This window comes from Shewanella sp. Isolate13 (assembly GCF_022398325.1).
In the GTDB taxonomy this organism is placed as follows: Bacteria; Pseudomonadota; Gammaproteobacteria; order Enterobacterales; family Shewanellaceae; genus Shewanella.
Window position 1 is genome coordinate 1 of the sequence record NZ_JAKEVD010000001.1, and the last position, 17,793, is coordinate 17,793.

Consider the following 17,793-nt stretch of genomic DNA (forward strand, 5'->3'; position numbering starts at 1 on the left):
ACACTGCTCAAACCTTAAAATAAAATTAAATTTTTTTCTATTTGCAAAAAGGTGAGCCTCTGGCTCACCTTTTTCATTTCCACTATGGATCTCTCATTACAAAACAAAAAGTTAACCATACGAGCGACAACTCAACCACCACGCAAAAAGCTTTACACCTCGTTTACACTTTTTGACATAGATCAAAAATGGCAATGATAACTATTTGCATTACCAACATCAGTTGTTAGAATTCAGCCAAATTTAGTAACCCTTAAATAACAACAGGGAAAAATGATGATGAAAAAAACCTTACTTGCCACAGCGCTAGTTGGCATGTTCGCGTCGCAAGCTGCTGTCGCGGCTGATGATTCTGCAGAGCTTCGTAAAATTATCGAGCAACAGCAAAAAGTACTGCAAGATCTTGAGAAGCGTCTCGATGAGACTGAAAAGCGTGTAGAGAAGACCGCTGACGTGGTAGAAGAATCTGCAACTGAGTCTAAGAGTGCGACAACTATCGGCGGTTATGGTGAGCTTCATTACAACAACATCACAGATAACAAGTCAGGTAAAGATAAGAAAGCTATCGATTTTCATCGTTTCGTATTGTTCTTTGGTCATGAGTTTACCGAAAACACCCGCTTCTTCTCTGAGCTAGAGATTGAACATGCACTTTCAGGTGACGATAAGCCTGGTGAGGTAGAGCTAGAACAAGCGTATATCGAGCATGACTTTAATGAGATGTTTACAGGTAAAGCGGGTCTATTCTTAGTGCCTGTTGGCATCATTAACGAAACCCATGAGCCACCAACTTTCTACGGCGTTGAACGTAACCCTGTTGAGAAAAATATCTTGCCCGCAACTTGGTGGGAAGCCGGTGCAGCACTTAATGTTAAAGCCGCTCCAGGTCTCGCATTCGATGGCGCTATCACATCAGGCCTTAAGGTTGATGATACTTATAATATTCGTGGCGGCCGACAAAAAGTGGCTAAAGCCGATGCTTCAGATCTTGCCTATACCGCTCGCGTTAAATACACAGGCGTTCCTGGGTTAGAGCTGGCAGCTACCGCACAGTATCAGTCTGATTTAACCCAAAGCAAAGCGGGTGTTGATACAGCTTCTGCAACCTTGCTTACTGCACACGCTATTTACTCAATCCAAGGTTTCACTGTTAAGGCGCTATACGCTCAGTGGGATATCGATGGCAAAGAAGCTGAAGCATTAGGGCGCGATGAGCAAAACGGTTGGTACATCGAACCATCTTACCGCATCAATGAAAGCTTTGGCGTGTTTGCCCGCTATAACGAGTACGACAACAATGCTGGCAACAGCGAAGACACCAAAGTCGAGCAAACCAATGTGGGTATCAACTACTGGTTGCACGAAAACGTGGTATTTAAAGCCGACTACGAAAAAGTGGGCGGTGCTAAAGATGCAGATGGCTTTAACTTAGGCGTGGGTTACCAGTTCTAAGTCAATCTCTGCGGCTTAGTTAGTAGCGCTAATAACTAAGCATTAAGGTGAGTGTCCGATTTGGACACTCATTTACCTCCCCAAGCAACAAGGCTCCAGTTATAAGTTATCGCTATGAAGCTACCTCTTGTCATAATAACCATCCTGAGTCTGTCGCTATTCGCTAACATAGCCAATGCCCGTGGTACTTACCAAACTGCGGAAGACTTTATTAACCAAGCCTATGATGGCAATCCACCAAAATCTAAAGTCCTCTGGATAGACGACGAGACCAAGGCCGTTATCGAGTCTATTCTCGCCCATAGTTTTAAAAAAATGCGCCTGCGTTACTGGCAGCAAGATAACCAAAGCGTGTGGGTCATGGACGAGATAGGTAAAGAGGCCCCTATTACAGTAGGCATTCACGTCAAAGATAGTGCAATCTCCCAGACGAAAGTGTTGGTTTACCGCGAGAGTCGAGGCGATGAAGTTAGGCACGAATTCTTCACAGATCAGTTCAAGTCAGCCCAGTTAACTGATGATTTGAAACTCGATACTCATATCGACGGCATTACTGGGGCGACTCTGTCCGTTAGAGCGCTGACAAAACTGTCGCGTATAGCTCTGTATTTAGATGAGCAGATCACCGCTAACAATTAAGTAATCCTAGGGATCTTAGATTGTGACTTTTATGACTGCAGGCCGACAGGTATCACCTACTAACGGGCCTAGCTCCTGGGGACTGACTTCAGTGAAAATTTAAACTTCACAGCCGTATTAACAGCGAGGGAAAAATCGCTATTGCTGCCAATCAAAACAATGCTAGATTGTGGTTACCGTTTGTTATATCTCAGAGTAGTCAATTAATGAATGCAAAAATAAAAGTGCTAGCGGCAGGTTTGTTATGCCTCAATCTCAGTGGTTGTGAATATATCGAGAATATTTTACATCCAGATGACGACAACGATGAGGTGATCGTTGACGATAACTTCAGGGCTCAAGCCCTGCAACTTGGATTATCAGATGAAACCATAATCCGTTTATGTGCGGCAACAGATGAGATCAGTACACGCTGCATTAGTCAATTTAACGATAAAACAAATCAACAAGAAGTGAGAGTTGAATATACTTTCAATGATGTGATCCACAAAAATAACTACGCAAAAAGCACTAGCGCAAGCCGAGTTATTTTTCAGTTACCGGCAGATGGTGCGACAGCAAGTATTACATTTGAAAACAGCCGAGTTTATCAGTTTGACGACGACTATCAGTACACTTGGCAGGAGCCCACTGACTTTAAAACGGCTAAGATTGCCAAAAGCACACAAGAAACCATTGCCGAACTCGTCAATGTCGCTGTCACGACTCGCTTATCAGACTCTAAATTATCCAATGTCTCAAGTGCAACCATGAGCAATAATGACTATTCTTTAACTGAGGCACAAGATGCCATTAATGCAGCCAACACAATGTTATTCCCAGAGTTAATTGTCAATGTCACCAGCAATGTTCTAACTGAACCTACTGATGCATCATTTGCGATGTTTACTGCTGGTCATAGCGCTATTTTTGCTAATTATTCTGCCACTTTGGCTACTGCGATTGAACAAAGTTGGTTTTAACTTCCAAGGCTAGCACTGGGTATGAAGCAATACTCAGTGCCTTACAATCGAGCACTTCACTAATATAGTGAAGAGGCGCAGCCACAAGGTCGCCAATACAGTGAGCTTGCCCTAAATGATGACAGTCCATTTGCCATGTACCCATCTACCTAGGCTAAAAACTAAACAAGCCCATTAGGATTACCACTTAACGGTTTTGTCATAGCATTGGTTGTTGTAAAGTAAATAGCTTGTATTCGCATTTGAGGCGCCACAATGATGATTTTAAATTTGGCGTTAAAACAATAATAATCGGTCAACAGGCCCAATAAAAATGACCCGAAAACATCCAAGCCTCAGAGTTAAACTGCTGCGTCAACTTCGCCCTTGGCACCGCCGCATAGGGATAGTTTCCACCCTATTGGTGGTCTTTATCGCCGTAACGGGCGTACTAATTAATCATAGCAACCACCTCTCTCTCGATACAGCTCAAGTCAAGCAAGGCTGGCTGCTGGATTACTACGGCATTAAAGCGCCTACCGATGTCGCCCTGTATCAAGCCAGCCCGCAACCGTTAATCAGCTCCGAGGCTCAGCTTTGGCTAGAGGATAAGCTTATTCTAGAGGCTAGCAGCCAAGTCTTAGGCGCCACAGTCCACAACGAAATGATCGTTGCCATCGACCGCCGGCATCTCTACCTTCTCTCTCCTCAAGGAGAGCTGTTTGAGACCCAAAGCCTAGCTACGGGCCTACCGGAAAACCTTGAGGCACTCGGCCAAAGTGAAGGACTATGGCTCAAAACCGCTACAGGCCTATATATGGCTGATACCGATCTTATCGAGTGGACACAGGCTCAGCCCTTCGCAGCTATCGACTGGGTTAAGCCAATCGATAGCCCTGAAACTGTCGAGTTTGCTCAGCAGATAAGATCGAGCCACCTTAGCTGGGAGCGAGTACTACTCGATCTTCATAGCGGCCGCTTCTTCGGCACTCTTGGCCCTTGGATAATGGATTTGGTTGCCTTAAGCATGCTTATCATGGCGTTTACCGGTTTCTATATTTGGCTACAACACAAGCCACCAAGAAAGAAGAAAGTAGGTTTAAAAAGAAGGTTCTAGGTTCTAGGTTCTAGGTTCTAGGAAAAGCCAAGAAAGGTCCTAGGGCCTAGGAAGAGCAAAGACTGGACAAGCTAAGACGCTACAAGCAGGACGGATAAAGACGGAAAAGCTAAGACGGTAAGAGCCGAACGGCCTGCGGCCTAGGGAGAAAGCGAAAAGCTAAAAAGGTAGTGATATTTGCTTTTGCTTTTCCTAGCAGGGCTTCAGCCCATCCTCGAAGCGGAGCGCTCTAGAGCCTAGATTCTAGACTCTAAGGCAAAGACGAGCTAAAACAATAAATGGAAGTTGAAATGACAGTAAAAGTAGATGTGCTCCATAACGAAGACCTGTCGGTGTTTGATGCCTTGGTCGATGGCGTCCGCCAGCATAACTTCGCTCATATGGGGCCTGAAACCTCAAAACCTCTCGCGGTAGTGGCCCATGATGACAGTGGCAAACTCATCGGCGGTGTCGCGGGACGCACTATCTATGACAACTTCTTGATTAACGTGGTATGGGTCGATGAAAACGCCCGAGGCTCGGGACTTGGTCGCGATCTTATGCAGCGAGCCGAAATTGAAGCCAAACAGCGTGATTGCACTATGGCACAAGTCGATACCCTATCCTTCCAAGCCCCTGTATTTTATCAAAAGCTCGGCTTTGAAATTATCGGTACAGTACCTAGTACAGCTAAAAGCCCCGAGCGTTACTTTTTATTGAAGAAGTTTTAAAGGGTTTAAAGAAGGTGCTAGGGAAAGCAGGTTCTAGGTTCTAGGAAGAGCAAAGGCGGGATAAGCTGAGACGGTACTAGCAGAGCCGAACGGCCTAGGGAACGTGACTGCGTCACTTACCGAGCACTGCGCTTAGAGAGAAAGCCGAAAAGCGGGAAAAGTAGTGATTCTTTGTTTTTTCTTTTGCTTTTTCTAGCAGGGCGCAGCCCGCCCTCGAAGCGAAGCGCCCTAAGTCCTAGCCCCTTCTTTTAAAACTACTGCTCTGCTCACAAATCAAACATTTTGCATTCTGACAATCACTTCCACACTCGCCAAAAATTCGATTTGAGCGTAGACTTGCCGCCCTTTCAATTTTGGATGTTAAACCCGATGAAACAGCGCCTTATCGCCTGGGCACCTGTGTTTTTACTGGCGCTTACCGCTTTTGTTTTTGTCTCGACTGAATTTGTGCCAGTGGGGATCTTAGCCGCTCTCGGCCAAAGCTTTAATATGAGCGCCGTTGCCATCGGACCTATGCTGACGGTTTATGCCGCCGTGGTCGCGCTTGCCTCCCTGCCTGCCGTGTTGCTGTTTGCTCGCTTTGAGCGTAAGAAACTCCTGCTAGGCATAATGTTGGTGTTTATCATCAGCCATGGGATCTGCGTCTGGGCACCAAGCTACAATATTCTACTATCGGGTCGCATCGGCATCGCCTTAACTCATGCGCTTTTTTGGGCTATCGCGCCAGCTTTAGTGGTGCGCCTAGCCCCTGACGGGCAAGGTGCAAAGGCACTTAGTATCTTCGCTACTGGCTGCGTACTTGCGCTTGTGCTGGGCATACCTATGGGCCGTGTAATCGGCCAATTAATGGGCTGGCGCAGCATCTTCGCCTTAATCGGCATACTCACGCTGGCAATGATGTTACTGCTGTGGCGCGGTCTGCCAAACCTGCCCGCCACCCATGGCGGCAGTTGGCGCAGTCTGCCCTCATTAGCACGCAATAAAGCCCTGCTCTGGTTGTATCTGTTGACGATGACTCTGGTTACCGCTCACTACAGCGTTTACACTTACTTGGAACCGTTACTGCAGGAACATTTCGGCTATTCGGCCAATATCACCACCATGATCTTGCTGACCTTTGGTGGCGCAGGATTAATTGGTAGCCTGCTATTTAGCCACTTTCAAGGGGCGCATGCGCAACGATTGCTGGCCATTGCGATAGCTACGCTCGGTAGTTGCATGGCAATTTTACCTGTTATTGCCAGTCACCTTTGGCTGTTACTGCCACTGTGTATCTTATGGGGCACTGGCATGATGTTGATGTGTCTGTCGCTACAAGCGAAAGCATTGAAACTGGCGCCAGATGCTACCGATGTCGCCATGGCAATCTACTCAGGCCTATTCAATGTGGGCATAGGCAGTGGCGCGCTCTTGGGCAGTATCATAGCCGCACGCTATGGCGTGATCCAAAACGGCAATTGGGCGACCCTTCTCATTGTTGTAGCGATTATTCCTTTGGTTTACCTAGTCAGAGCTCGCCGAGTGCAAACGCTAGCAAGTTAACCTTGATCGCTATCATTCTCGCACTTAAAAAATATGGCCCAGAGATGCATCACACCTCTGGGCCATATTAAGATTATTGGCTAACGCCTTAAGTTGAACTAACCGCCTATTAACTTCTTCCACCAAGGCAGCGGTTCGCCACAGTTAGCCACTGGCTGATAGCTCTCGGCTAAGGCGGGCACCTTAACCACATTGGCACACTGCGGTTCTTCGGCTTTACCGGTATCACGCTCAAAATAGCCTTGTACTACACCATCGACAGGCGCCATACGTAGGCTCAACGGCGCACGGTTGTTGAGGAAGGCTTGGTACACTGCCATCGCCCCGCTACTACCATATAACCCAGTCTTACCATTATCATCTCGACCAACCCAAATAGCCGCCACATTTCGCTCATCGAAGCCAGCAAACCATGAGTCTCGCGAATCGTTACTGGTGCCCGTCTTACCCGCTAGCGTCACATAGGGGAAGGCATTGCCTAGGCGTTTTGCCGTCCCTGAATCCACCACCTGAGTCATGGCATATTTAACCAAATAGTTACTGGCCGCCGGTAACGCTTGTTTCGCTTGAGGGCGAGATGCCACAAGCGGCTGATTATTAGCATCCAGTACCGTAGTCACCGAGTTCAAATGGCGATAGCGGCCATCATCGGCAATCGTTTGGAACACCTGCGCCACCATTAAGGGCGAGCCGTTTACTGCACCGAGCAGCATGGATGGATACTCTGGGATTTTTTCCCGCCAACCCGCCTTATCTAAGGTGGTCGCCACGCTGCTCACCCCTATCGCCATGCCTAAATTCACCGTCGGCACGTTCATCGACTTTTTAAAGGCGGTTAATAGCGGCACCTGCCCACGGAACTGCTTGTCCACATTCTGTGGCGACCAGGTCTTGCCTTGATCATTCTTAAGGGTAATCGGCTCATCTTTCAGTGGTGACACTAAGTTGTAGGTATTACCTTGACTCAACGCAGTGGCATAGACAAACGGCTTGATCAAAGAGCCTATGGGTCTGCGGATCTCAACTGCACGGTTAAAGCCTTGATAGCTTGGCACCTTATCACCAACCATAGCGGCAATGCCGGCAGAGTATTTATCGGTCAGCACCAAGCCTACCTGCAGACTCTTATCGTTTTTACCTAGCTGTTTTAAGGTCTGCTCAACAGCCTTTTCGGCAGCCTCTTGGGCCATAGGATCCAGCGTGGTATAGACCTTCACCCCTGATTGCTGCAGCAAGGCGTCACCATAGCGGCTAGCAAGCTCATGTTTTACCACGGAGAAGAAGGCCGGCAACTTTTGATGCACAGACTTATTAGCTTTACGTAGCCCTAGCGGTGACTCGACGGCGGCCTGATACTGCGCCACATTCAGATCGCCCGCTTCCATCAATAGGCGCAAGACTAAGTCTCGTCGCTCTTGAGCACGCTCAGGGTAGCGCCATGGGTTGTAGTATGACGGTCCCTTGATCACCGCCACCAAAAATGCCTGCTGCGGCACGGTTAACTCGGCAATCGGTCGGCCAAAATAGAATTGCGAAGCCAAGCCCATGCCGTGCACACCACGAGCCTTATCCTGCCCCATATACACTTCGTTGAGGTAGGCCTCTAAGATCTCATCTTTCTCGTAACGGAAATCAATAATGATCGCCATCAGGGCTTCACGCAGCTTACGGGTTATCGAGCGCTCGCTAGACAAGAAGAAGTTCTTCGCTAGCTGCTGAGTCAGGGTCGAGCCGCCTTGAACCGTACGCCCAGCGCTGATGTTAACCATGGCGGCACGCAAGATCGCAAACGGGTTAACCCCGTGATGCTCATAGAAGGTGCGATCTTCAACCAAGATCAGCGCGTTAACGATCGACTTTGGCATCTCCTCTGTCGGTACAAACAGTCTATCTTCACCATCACCCGTGATGATTCTATCTAGCAGTACTGGCTCAAGGTGGAACACGGCTAACTGGCGCTTATCGCTGTTACGGGCGACGGAGACCACGCCGTTGCTGTCGAAGGTGATCATCACCCTCTGCTCAAGCTGATCCCCTTGAGGATGGAGGAATGGACGACGCCAAAGATCGATCTTGGTCTTAGAGGCGGAAAACTCACCCACTTGGCGAGGATTCGCCACCTTACGATAACCAAGCAACTTAAGCTCAGACATCAACTGACCATGACTCACCGCTGCGCCAGGATAAAGTGCCATAGAGCGACTAAATACCTGAGCCGGCAGATGCCATTTTTGTCCTTCAAATTTGCGAGCTATGATTTGATCCAGATAGATCCCATAGGAGGCGATGGCCACGGCGAGAATAAGGCCAAGCTTCCAGCTAATAGACCAGATCTTCCTCCCCCAACTCGCACCCGCTTTCTTCGGCATCGACTTTTTAGCTCGAGGCTTTTTCGCGGCCGGGCGCTTCTTAGCTGGCGCTTTTCTGGTTGCCGCTTTAGGTTTTGGTGTAGCTTTATCTGTCATTGTACTTCCACGACGTGCTCAAGCTTACTGCGAGCTAAACGTCTTCTTTTTAGTAAATTTGGTCGGTTGAGTGTTGGCGGGATCATCTGGCCATAAATGTCTTGGGTAACGCCCCTTCATCTCTTTTTTCACATGCTCATAGGGACCTTGCCAAAAACTTTCAAGATCGGCGGTTAACGCCAGCGGCCTATGGGCAGGCGACAATAGCTCCATGGTGACCACTAACTTTCCCTGAGCCAGCCTAGGGCTCTGCTGCATGCCTAGCGCCTCTTGGAGTCTGACACTCAAAAGTGCTCGACCCGTGGCATCATACTCGATTTTTACGCTCGAGCCTGTTGCCATCGGCCACTTTCTTGGCAATAACGCCTCGAGTTGCTGCTGTAGCTCCCAAGGCAACAAATTAAGCAGCAGAGTATAACAATCTAATTGCTGCAATTGTACGAGACTACGCACCTCATCTAAATAAGGTGCGAGCCAATCATCAAGCTCACTCAGCAAGCTATCATCGTCTAGAACAGGCCAGTCGTGCTCTGGGCAGTACTGGTTGGCTAATGCCACTCGTCGCTGTAGTTGCTGGCAGGCATCATTAAAGTTCATTAATGCCAACCCCTTGAACCTAATTTGCTCAAGGAGTGCCTGCTTGATTAGGTGCTTATCAACCTTATTAATCGGGGCTTTAGATAATAGGATCTCACCTATTTTTTGCTGTTTCTCGGCAAAGAAGCGCCCCTTGGTTTCATCCCAACCGGCATATTCTTGAGTGACAACTAACTCGGCTAACTCACTATCAAATAACCCTGAGTCTAGCTGCGCAGCCAGATAGATCTTCCCCTGGCTTCGGCCCTCGGTTTCTTGAAAGTCAGCAACCACTAACCAAGGAGAGCCTGACAATTGGTCATCATTGGCCAACTCGACACCGCTACCGTTTGCCAGTTGGTACCCTGTTACGCCGCGTGCCTTAGCGATGCGGTCGGGATAGGCGAGCGCCAGCAACATAGCGATATCATGGCTAATCGCATGGCGAGCAACCTCGGCTAAATCAAGCTTGCCAAGGGAGGAAAGAGCCAGTGTGTTAACCCAGTTACGGATCTGTTTTTGCGACTCTCCCTGCAGCGCTTCGCTCAGATAGCGGCTGATATCCGCCCCCAGTCGACTGCGGCTGCGGGCTTCTAATGTGCCAGCCAATATACAAGCTAACAAAGCGAGGTTTACATCTTGCTCCTCTCTTGCCTTTTTCTTTGCTATCAACAACATATGCGCAAGTCTAGGATTACAACCTAGCTTGTGCGCCTCGCGGCCATGTGGGGTGATTAAACGGGATCCATTCACCATCCCCATTAGCTGAAGTAAGTGCCAACTGACTTCTTCATTTGCTGCCGAGGGCTCGGTGAGCATAGGTAACTCATTGAGGGATTTTACGCCCCAATAGGCCCCATCTAATACCATGGACAGCAGATCGCTATGCACTATCTCTGGCTCATCGGCTTTGAGCAAGCGTCCATGCTCCTCCTGGCTCCAAAGACGAGTGCAGAAACCCGCCATTAAGCGCCCAGCACGACCCGCTCGCTGCGCCGCCGATGCCTGGCTAATTCGCTTGAGCGACAGACGTGTCACGCCTGTTCTAGGGTTGAATCGTGCCTGGCGTTTATAACCTGAGTCAATAACCTGAGTAATGCCTTCGATGGTCAAACTCGACTCGGCGACGTTAGTGGCGAGCACCACCTTACGCACTCCCTTTAGCGCAGGGGCAATCGCCAAGTCCTGCGCTTTGGCACTCAAGCTGCCATAGAGTGGGCAGATCATATAAGTGTTTGATTCAAGACGAGCACTTAAGATGCCGTGTAATTTGTTGATCTCCCCCTGCCCCGGCAGAAACGCCAGTAGCGAGCCTTGAGCATGTTCGCTCAGGCTAGTCACTATCACCTTAGCCATATGTTCTAACCAGTGGCTCTGATTGGGAACGGCACTATAACTGTGCTCAACAGGAAAGCTACGCCCTTCACTCTTTAACAGCTTAGCTTCTGGCATTAACTCGCTCAGAGGCAAACCCGATAGAGTCGCGGACATCGCGAGGATCTTTAAGTCTTCACGAAAGCTCGCTTGGATCTCCAGCGCTAGGGCCAGACCAAGATCGGTGGTCAGATGGCGCTCGTGAATTTCATCGAAAATCACCATATCGATCCCAGTCAGCTCAGGGTCTTGCTGGATCATTCGGGTTAACACCCCTTCGGTGACAATCTCTAGCCGCGTATTGGCCGACACCCGCGTATCGCCTTTGACGCGATAACCCACCTCAGCTCCCAGCTCACAGCCGCGCTGCTTGGCAATAAACTGCGCCACATTACGAGCCGCGACTCTACGTGGCTCCAGCATCAAAATTTTACCGCCGATCTCCGGCCAGTTCAGCATATCCAGTGGTAGGGCAGTCGATTTACCCGCCCCTGTTGGTGCTTCGAGGATCACCTGCTGGCAACACATAAAAGTGTCACGCAGTGGCTGTAGCAGTGCATGTATAGGTAGCGATGTCACGAGTGGCTCTATTACCCTTATGTTCGAATTCATGGCGCGATGATAAATTTAATAAAACTGGGTTATAGTCAGCTTTTTAGTCAAGGTTGGTTTTAATCGACTTATGCTTCAGTCAAAAAAGAGCAACACAATTGAGCAGGTTCTCATTGCCGCCTAGTGTACTCTAAAAGGGGCTATAGACTAAACTGCTAGTATTATCACAGCATTAAATACTCAGGAAATCTTAGATGCCTAACAACACAAACAACCAAATTAAGCGTGTATTCTTAGGCTTCTCTCTCGATAGTGCACAAACCCGAACTATCACCGCGATTCAAGCTCAACTACCCAGTAGTGTTCGCTTAGTGCCTAGCGCTAACCTGCATATGACGCTGGCTTTCTTAGGTGGTGCGACACCAGAGCAATTAACGGCACTTATCGATAACGTTAACCAACTGAGCAAACCTAAATTTAGCGTCACCCTCGATACCTTAAGTCATTGGGCAAAACCAAAAATCCTCTGTCTTAGAGGTCGGGCCGATGACAGGCGCCTAGTACAACTCGCCGATGACACCCAACAGCTCGCTGCCGAGCTCGGCTTACATTGCAGCGAACATCACTACAACCCCCACATCACGCTTTCCCGTAAGGCCAAGGCTGAAGTCAACGGAATCGACTATCAGCCCTTAACCCTAGCACCTACGAAACTGCAGCTATTCGAGTCCTGTCCAGGTGCCAACGGGGTCGAATATCCAACGCTCTATTCGTGGAAACTAGGTGCTTTATAAAATCTACGCTACCCTATGCAACATTATGTTCTAGCTATTTGAGATAATCATGGAAACAACCGAAATTACCAAAGCACAGCTGCTTGCCCTACTGACCTCTTGGAAACTAGGCGAGATTGATGCCGAAGCACTGCAAAACTGGATGATCACCCATTACGATCCACCAGAAGTTAAAATCGGTAGCGGTGAGCCAGAATGGACTCAAGAAGCGATGAATATCGTGATGAATGAATATGAGATTGCAAAAATTGAAAAGTTTAGACTCGATAACGCCCAGTACGCCATCGACTTCGTAAACTGTAGCGAAAGCAACTTTAACCAAACTAAGCATCTATTTATTCAAGATGGCTTTAGGGATTAACTCCCACAGTCTGCTCGGTAAAAAACAGCTAAAAAAAGGCCACCTTTCTGTAGGTGGCTAATCGAAGAAGGTTAGTAACAATTAAGCACTCTCCTAATCAAGCGCTCTGTCCACTCCCTGTATCACTAACCAGCAAGCCAACAATCTGTTAGCTCTATTGATATCACAAGCTTTTGAAATTACCCACTGACAAGATTTGAAATTGTTTGAAAAGTTTTGAATTTTAAAGATTTAGCCACTTATTGCTGTTCAACCTGACTCAATACCAGCTTATAGAGCGACTCTGAATCAAGCACCACAGCCTGACCACCGCTTTCATAAATCGCATCCACAAGCCCAGGTGACTCCACATAGGTATAGAGGTAAAACGGCGTGTTATTTCCCTCGGCACGAATGGCCTGCAGTAGCTTTAATCCAGCCAGTGAATCGCCATGTCGCCCCATATCGGAGATCACCGTTTGGTAGTTGTACATAGACAATAACATCAGTGCTTCCTGCGAGGTCACCGTGTTATAGACACCGATATTTTTCTGCTCAAAATAGGCTTTCTCTACCAAATTATTTTCCGGATGGTCATCAACCCAGAGTATGCGGCCAATCGAGCCTTTAGGTTCGCTATAGCTTAGCGTTGTCGCAGCAGGTTTATCATGATCAGAGCTTGTGACATGCCAAATCTGAACAACTAAGCCTATGGTCAATAATAGTAGGATCAATACCTTGGCAAAGTTCTCCCAATTAGAAAACCAATTGGTTGCATTCGTTTTTTGGCTAGCAGCTGACGTCAGCGGCAGGTCACTGTCGGTGGAGTCTACGGCTCCGCGCTGAGGGCTAACTTTTTCTTGGCTTTGGCTTTGGCTTTGGTTTTGGTTTTGGTTTTGGTTTTGGTTTTGCGACTGAGCCTGCGCGATAACTTGCTTGCCCAGCACATGCTCTAAACGGTAACCACGACCATGCACCGTCTGAATAAGCGGGCCTTGGTAACCAGCTTTACTGAAGAGTTTACGGGTGTCAGACACCAACTTTGACAGTGACATATCAGAGACCACAGTCTCTTGCCAGATAAGATCTAAGCACTCCTGTTTACTACAGTGCTCAGGGTAACGCTGCGCCAATATCGATAGCAGAGCAACATTGCGCTCATCGATTGCAACGCTTTGATCGCCAACATGCAATTCAAAAGTTTCGCTGTCGATAGAGAATTCACTAAAAGTGAGCTTCATATGCACAAGAGCCTTTGCTAAGAGTAACCAAGAGCGATGTAACAATAGTGCAACATTAATAAGGTTTTAGCAAAGGCTGATTTCAAGAAGGAGCCATCAACACGCCGCTTAGGCTAAAAAAAAGCCCTACTATATGCAGGGCTTTAAGTGATTCAGGCTAAAGCACTTAGTCTTCTAGCAGCCCCGCTATGGTTAGCACACCGTGGGTCGTGGCACCCGCTGACCACAGGTGATCACCTGTATCTGAAAACGCCGAGGCTAAATCGATATGCAACCAGTTGGCCTCAGGTGCGACAAAGCGCCATAAAAACCCTGCGGCATTCGAGGCACCGCCGGCACCACCGCCCTTCATAGGACGACTGTTTGCCGTATCGGCATAAGCACTTGGGCAGTTATCTTTATGCCAAGGGTCTAGCGGTAGCGGCCAAACGCGCTCACCAACTGCTAGTGCTTTTTGTTGTGCCAGCGCTAGCATCTCAGCCTTAGGCGAGAAGATGGCGTTATAGTTCGTGCCGACCGCCATCACAGCAGCGCCTGTTAGTGTTGCCGCATCGATGATCACTGGCGCGCCAGTTTCTGATGCCGCTTGCAAACCATCGGCGAGTACTAAACGGCCTTCGGCATCGGTATTGACCACCTCAACCGTGACACCATTCTTATATTTAAGAATGTCACCCAGCTTGTAGGCATGGCCACTGATTAAGTTTTCAGCGCAGCACAAGAACAACTTAACGCGTTTATTAAGGCCTGATTTCATCGCAAGACCTAGGGCTGCGGTCACGGTCGCAGCACCGCCCATATCACACTTCATTCCGAGCATCCCCTCGGAGCCTTTAATGCTATAGCCGCCGGAGTCGAAGGTAATACCTTTACCCACAAGTGCGACAGAGACAGGGGCATCATCGGCTAGCGGATTAAAGTCTAGTTCGAGTAGCGCAGGAGGGCGCTCACTACCACGGCCGACAGCGTGAATGCCGATCCACTGCTCCTCCAGTAGCGCTTCGCCTTCGATGATGCGATAGCTCACCTTGTCACCGCCGATAGCGCTGAGCCAAGTGGCCGCCTGCGTCGCCAGTGCCATCGGCGATAGGTTTTCAGGAGTTTCGTTAATCAGGTGGCGAGCAAATGTCGCGCTCTCGAGACGGCTAGTTAGTAGCGCCTGAGTTGCATCATCGCCTGTCCACTGGATAATGGGCGTAGTCAGCGCAGTGGCAAAGCCTTGGGCGAATGCCCACTGTAGATCGACTGTCCACAACTCCCCTGTAAGGGCGACTTTAGTCACACCTTGAAGCTCTAACTTACGCGCCGCTTGCTGTACATGCAGCAGGGCATCTCCCTCGATTAGGTGAATAGAAGCAACATCCCCCTGAAAAGTTACATCAGCCTTGCCCCAATGGGCAGCTGCACTTTCACGAGTCAGAGTCACTTTCATAAAATCCGTCATGCTAGGTCCTTATTATATAAATCGATGTTCCAGTAACCCTTCAATTGCGCTTGAGTTATCGGTAACTAGCCTATTTTTAGTGCAAGCAGTCTACTGGATCCCTAAAGATATCTAAAGGCTGCCACCGCAAGTGAATGACTATTTATAGTGGCAGCATTTTGAAACGGTGGGCTAGCCTCGCTCTCCTAATACCAATAAATCAAAGTAGACCGACAACTATCTGTTGCCACAGCCGCGCCAAATTTTGCTAACCTAGCCCAAAATCGATTAACAGCAGATGACTCAATGGAATTTAGTCCCGCTTTTGAAACTGGCGTATTACTCAAACGCTACAAACGCTTCTTAACCGATATCACCTTAGACGACGGTGAACAGGTTACCATTCATTGCCCTAATACTGGCTCAATGAAAAATTGCTTGTTTCCCGGTGAAAAGGTCTGGTTCTCGGTATCAGATAATCCGAAACGCAAATACAGCCGCACCTGGGAGTTAGCCCAAACGCCTGAAGGCCACGTGATTGGCATCAATACCGGCCGGGCTAATGCGTTGGCAGAGGAGGCCATTACCTCAGGCATCATCACTGAGCTACAAGGCTATGAATCATTACGCCGCGAGGTTAAATACGGTAGCGAAAACAGTCGTATCGATATCCTCCTCGAAGACAGCAGCAAAGCTAACTGCTACATAGAAGTCAAAAGTTGTACGCTGTTAGAGCAGGGGCAGGGGTACTTCCCCGATGCGGTAACCACTCGCGGCCAGAAACACCTACGTGAGCTAATGGAGATGGTCCAGCAGGGACATCGCGCCGTATTGTTATTTGTTGTTCAGCATTCGGGCATAAACAGTGTCGCCCCCGCCGCTCATATCGATGCCGACTATGCAAAATTATTGGCTGAAGCGCACCAAGCTGGAGTAGAGGTTTTGGCCTACAGCGCCGACTTATCGCCCACACAGACACGTTTGGTTAAATCCTGTCCGGTTAGGCTTTAATTCTGAATATAGAGTTGAAATTGTTCTTAATAGCGGACATAGTCAAAGAATAGAAGCGATTTAATATAAATTATTTGCCTAGTTCAAAGCTTTCTGATATAGATAGCGGCCGTTATTAAAAGACGCCCTACAACGCAAATGATTAACAGGAGATGCGTTATGCCTGAAGGCACTAAAAAACTTGGCGTGCTCGCTATTGCAGGTGTAGATCCTTACCAGGAAAAGCCGGGTGAGGAGTACATGAACGACGCTCAATTGGGTCACTTCAAGACGATTCTTGGAGCATGGCGTAACCAATTGCGCGAAGAAGTTGACCGCACTCTGAATCACATGCAAGACGAAGCTGCTAATTTCCCAGATCCTGTCGATCGCGCAGCTCAGGAAGAAGAGTTCAGCTTAGAGTTACGTGCTCGCGACAGAGAGCGTAAGCTGATTAAGAAGATCGAAAAGACAATGCAAAAGATTGAAGATGACGATTTCGGCTTCTGTGAATCTTGTGGCATCGAAATCGGTATTCGCCGCTTAGAAGCGCGCCCAACAGCCGACCAATGTATCGACTGTAAAACGCTTGCTGAGATCAAAGAAAAACAGATGGCAGGCTAAATGCTATCTTAAGGTGCGGAGCTTATGGCTCCGCTCTTTTATTTTGACGTCAGTAAATGATTAACGTGACTCCCTATATTGGCCGTTTTGCGCCTTCCCCATCTGGTCCCCTGCATTTTGGTTCATTAATTGCTGCCCTCGGCAGTTATCTGCGTGCCCGCTCTATGGGCGGTAAATGGTTGGTTCGTATAGAAGATATCGATCCCCCACGTGAAATTCCTGGCGCAAGCAGTGAGATTCTAAGAACCCTCGAAGCCTATGGTTTTGAATGGGATGACAGCGTCCTTTATCAAAGTCAGCGTCTCGATGTTTACCAAGATAAAATTGAGCAACTGCTACAAGATGATCTGGCTTACTACTGCCAGTGCACTCGTAAGCAGATCCAAGCCATGGGTGGCAGCTACGATGGCCGCTGTGGCAAGCTAATCCAGCCTCTGAGGCAAGGAGCGATCAGGGTGAGAAATCCCTATGCTATCGAGCAGTTTGTCGATCAACATATGGGACTCGTCTCGGTAGATAAACGTTTTGCGTCGGAAGATTTTATTATTAAGCGCAGCGACGGCTTATATGCCTACCAATTGGCGGTCGTGCTCGATGATATTCATCAGCAAATTAGTGAGGTTGTCAGAGGTTGCGATCTACTGGAACCCACCTGTCGTCAAGAAAGCTTATACCGACTACTCAAATCACCTGCGCCTAAATGGTTACATCTGCCTTTAGCTTGTGCAGAGAAAGGTCGGAAACTGTCTAAGCAAAACCATGCGCCAGCGATAGATAATCTTCATCCCCAGGCCAGTATTAATGCCGCTTTAGCCTTTCTAGGCCAGAGCGCCGTAGCAACAGAATCTCAAGCGGGTAAGATGATTGAGCAGGCCGTGAGTCAATTTGATCTCACCAAGGTGCCTAAACAATCGGAAATACTCCTCGATACGTGAGCTTAATCGTATACTCATTAAGCTTTAATTGAGTTATCATAGCCCACTTGTTTTTACCCCAATTAAGATCCAAATCAG

15 protein-coding genes are annotated in these 17,793 nt (G+C 48.4%); 11 read left to right on the plus strand and 4 right to left on the minus strand.

The window, feature by feature from the left end:
• The first annotated feature begins 273 nt into the window (after window positions 1–273).
• From L1D44_RS00005 to L1D44_RS00030, 6 genes are all read left to right on the plus strand, one after another.
• A complete protein-coding gene (locus L1D44_RS00005) occupies window positions 274–1,452 on the plus strand; it encodes a porin (RefSeq protein ID WP_239888199.1) in 1,179 nt (392 codons plus the stop codon).
• A 114-nt stretch (window positions 1,453–1,566) separates the two neighbouring features.
• Window positions 1,567–2,091 (plus strand): FMN-binding protein, encoded by a 525-nt coding sequence (locus L1D44_RS00010; RefSeq protein ID WP_239888200.1) that lies wholly within the window; start codon window positions 1,567–1,569, stop codon window positions 2,089–2,091.
• A 206-nt stretch (window positions 2,092–2,297) separates the two neighbouring features.
• Window positions 2,298–3,053, plus strand: a complete 756-nt coding sequence (locus L1D44_RS00015; protein ID WP_239888201.1) for a hypothetical protein — start codon at window positions 2,298–2,300, stop codon at window positions 3,051–3,053.
• 313 nt (window positions 3,054–3,366) lie between these two features.
• On the plus strand, window positions 3,367–4,149 hold the full coding sequence (locus L1D44_RS00020) for a PepSY-associated TM helix domain-containing protein (RefSeq protein WP_239888202.1): 783 nt from the start codon (window positions 3,367–3,369) through the stop codon (window positions 4,147–4,149).
• Window positions 4,150–4,427: 278 nt separating this feature from the next.
• On the plus strand, window positions 4,428–4,859 hold the full coding sequence (locus L1D44_RS00025; protein ID WP_239888203.1) for a GNAT family N-acetyltransferase: 432 nt from the start codon (window positions 4,428–4,430) through the stop codon (window positions 4,857–4,859).
• A gap of 369 nt (window positions 4,860–5,228) precedes the next feature.
• Window positions 5,229–6,401, plus strand: coding sequence for a sugar transporter (locus L1D44_RS00030; RefSeq protein WP_239888204.1), 1,173 nt, complete (start codon window positions 5,229–5,231; stop codon window positions 6,399–6,401).
• 98 nt (window positions 6,402–6,499) lie between these two features.
• Here the strand turns inward: L1D44_RS00030 and mrcB are convergent, their stop codons facing one another.
• The gene (mrcB, locus tag L1D44_RS00035) at window positions 6,500–8,866 is read right to left on the minus strand and encodes a penicillin-binding protein 1B (protein ID WP_239888205.1); all 2,367 of its coding nucleotides are present in this window, start codon (window positions 8,864–8,866) and stop codon (window positions 6,500–6,502) included.
• 24 nt (window positions 8,867–8,890) lie between these two features.
• Window positions 8,891–11,428, minus strand: a complete 2,538-nt coding sequence (gene hrpB, locus L1D44_RS00040; protein WP_239888206.1) for an ATP-dependent helicase HrpB — start codon at window positions 11,426–11,428, stop codon at window positions 8,891–8,893.
• A gap of 194 nt (window positions 11,429–11,622) precedes the next feature.
• Here hrpB and thpR point away from each other — a divergent pair, with 194 nt between their 5' ends.
• Together thpR and L1D44_RS00050 are read left to right on the plus strand one after the other, a co-directional pair.
• Complete coding sequence (gene thpR / locus L1D44_RS00045; RefSeq protein ID WP_239888207.1) at window positions 11,623–12,162, plus strand: RNA 2',3'-cyclic phosphodiesterase; 540 nt, start codon at window positions 11,623–11,625, stop codon at window positions 12,160–12,162.
• 49 nt (window positions 12,163–12,211) lie between these two features.
• Window positions 12,212–12,523 (plus strand): hypothetical protein, encoded by a 312-nt coding sequence (locus L1D44_RS00050; protein WP_239888208.1) that lies wholly within the window; start codon window positions 12,212–12,214, stop codon window positions 12,521–12,523.
• A 239-nt stretch (window positions 12,524–12,762) separates the two neighbouring features.
• Here L1D44_RS00050 and L1D44_RS00055 read toward each other — a convergent pair whose 3' ends face one another.
• Both L1D44_RS00055 and pepB read right to left on the minus strand, forming a co-directional pair.
• Window positions 12,763–13,743 carry a winged helix-turn-helix domain-containing protein gene (locus L1D44_RS00055; RefSeq protein WP_239888209.1) on the minus strand — a complete coding sequence of 327 codons (981 nt, stop codon included), beginning with the start codon at window positions 13,741–13,743 and terminating at the stop codon, window positions 12,763–12,765.
• Window positions 13,744–13,909: 166 nt separating this feature from the next.
• Window positions 13,910–15,187 (minus strand): aminopeptidase PepB, encoded by a 1,278-nt coding sequence (gene pepB / locus L1D44_RS00060; RefSeq protein WP_239888210.1) that lies wholly within the window; start codon window positions 15,185–15,187, stop codon window positions 13,910–13,912.
• A 285-nt stretch (window positions 15,188–15,472) separates the two neighbouring features.
• Here pepB and sfsA point away from each other — a divergent pair, with 285 nt between their 5' ends.
• From sfsA to gluQRS, 3 genes are all read left to right on the plus strand, one after another.
• Window positions 15,473–16,177 carry a DNA/RNA nuclease SfsA gene (gene sfsA, locus L1D44_RS00065; protein WP_239888211.1) on the plus strand — a complete coding sequence of 235 codons (705 nt, stop codon included), beginning with the start codon at window positions 15,473–15,475 and terminating at the stop codon, window positions 16,175–16,177.
• A gap of 159 nt (window positions 16,178–16,336) precedes the next feature.
• Window positions 16,337–16,780, plus strand: a complete 444-nt coding sequence (gene dksA / locus L1D44_RS00070) for an RNA polymerase-binding protein DksA (RefSeq protein ID WP_220767976.1) — start codon at window positions 16,337–16,339, stop codon at window positions 16,778–16,780.
• A gap of 56 nt (window positions 16,781–16,836) precedes the next feature.
• Entirely contained in the window at window positions 16,837–17,715 is an 879-nt protein-coding gene (gene gluQRS, locus L1D44_RS00075; RefSeq protein WP_239888212.1) for a tRNA glutamyl-Q(34) synthetase GluQRS, read from the plus strand.
• Window positions 17,716–17,793 lie beyond the last annotated feature (78 nt).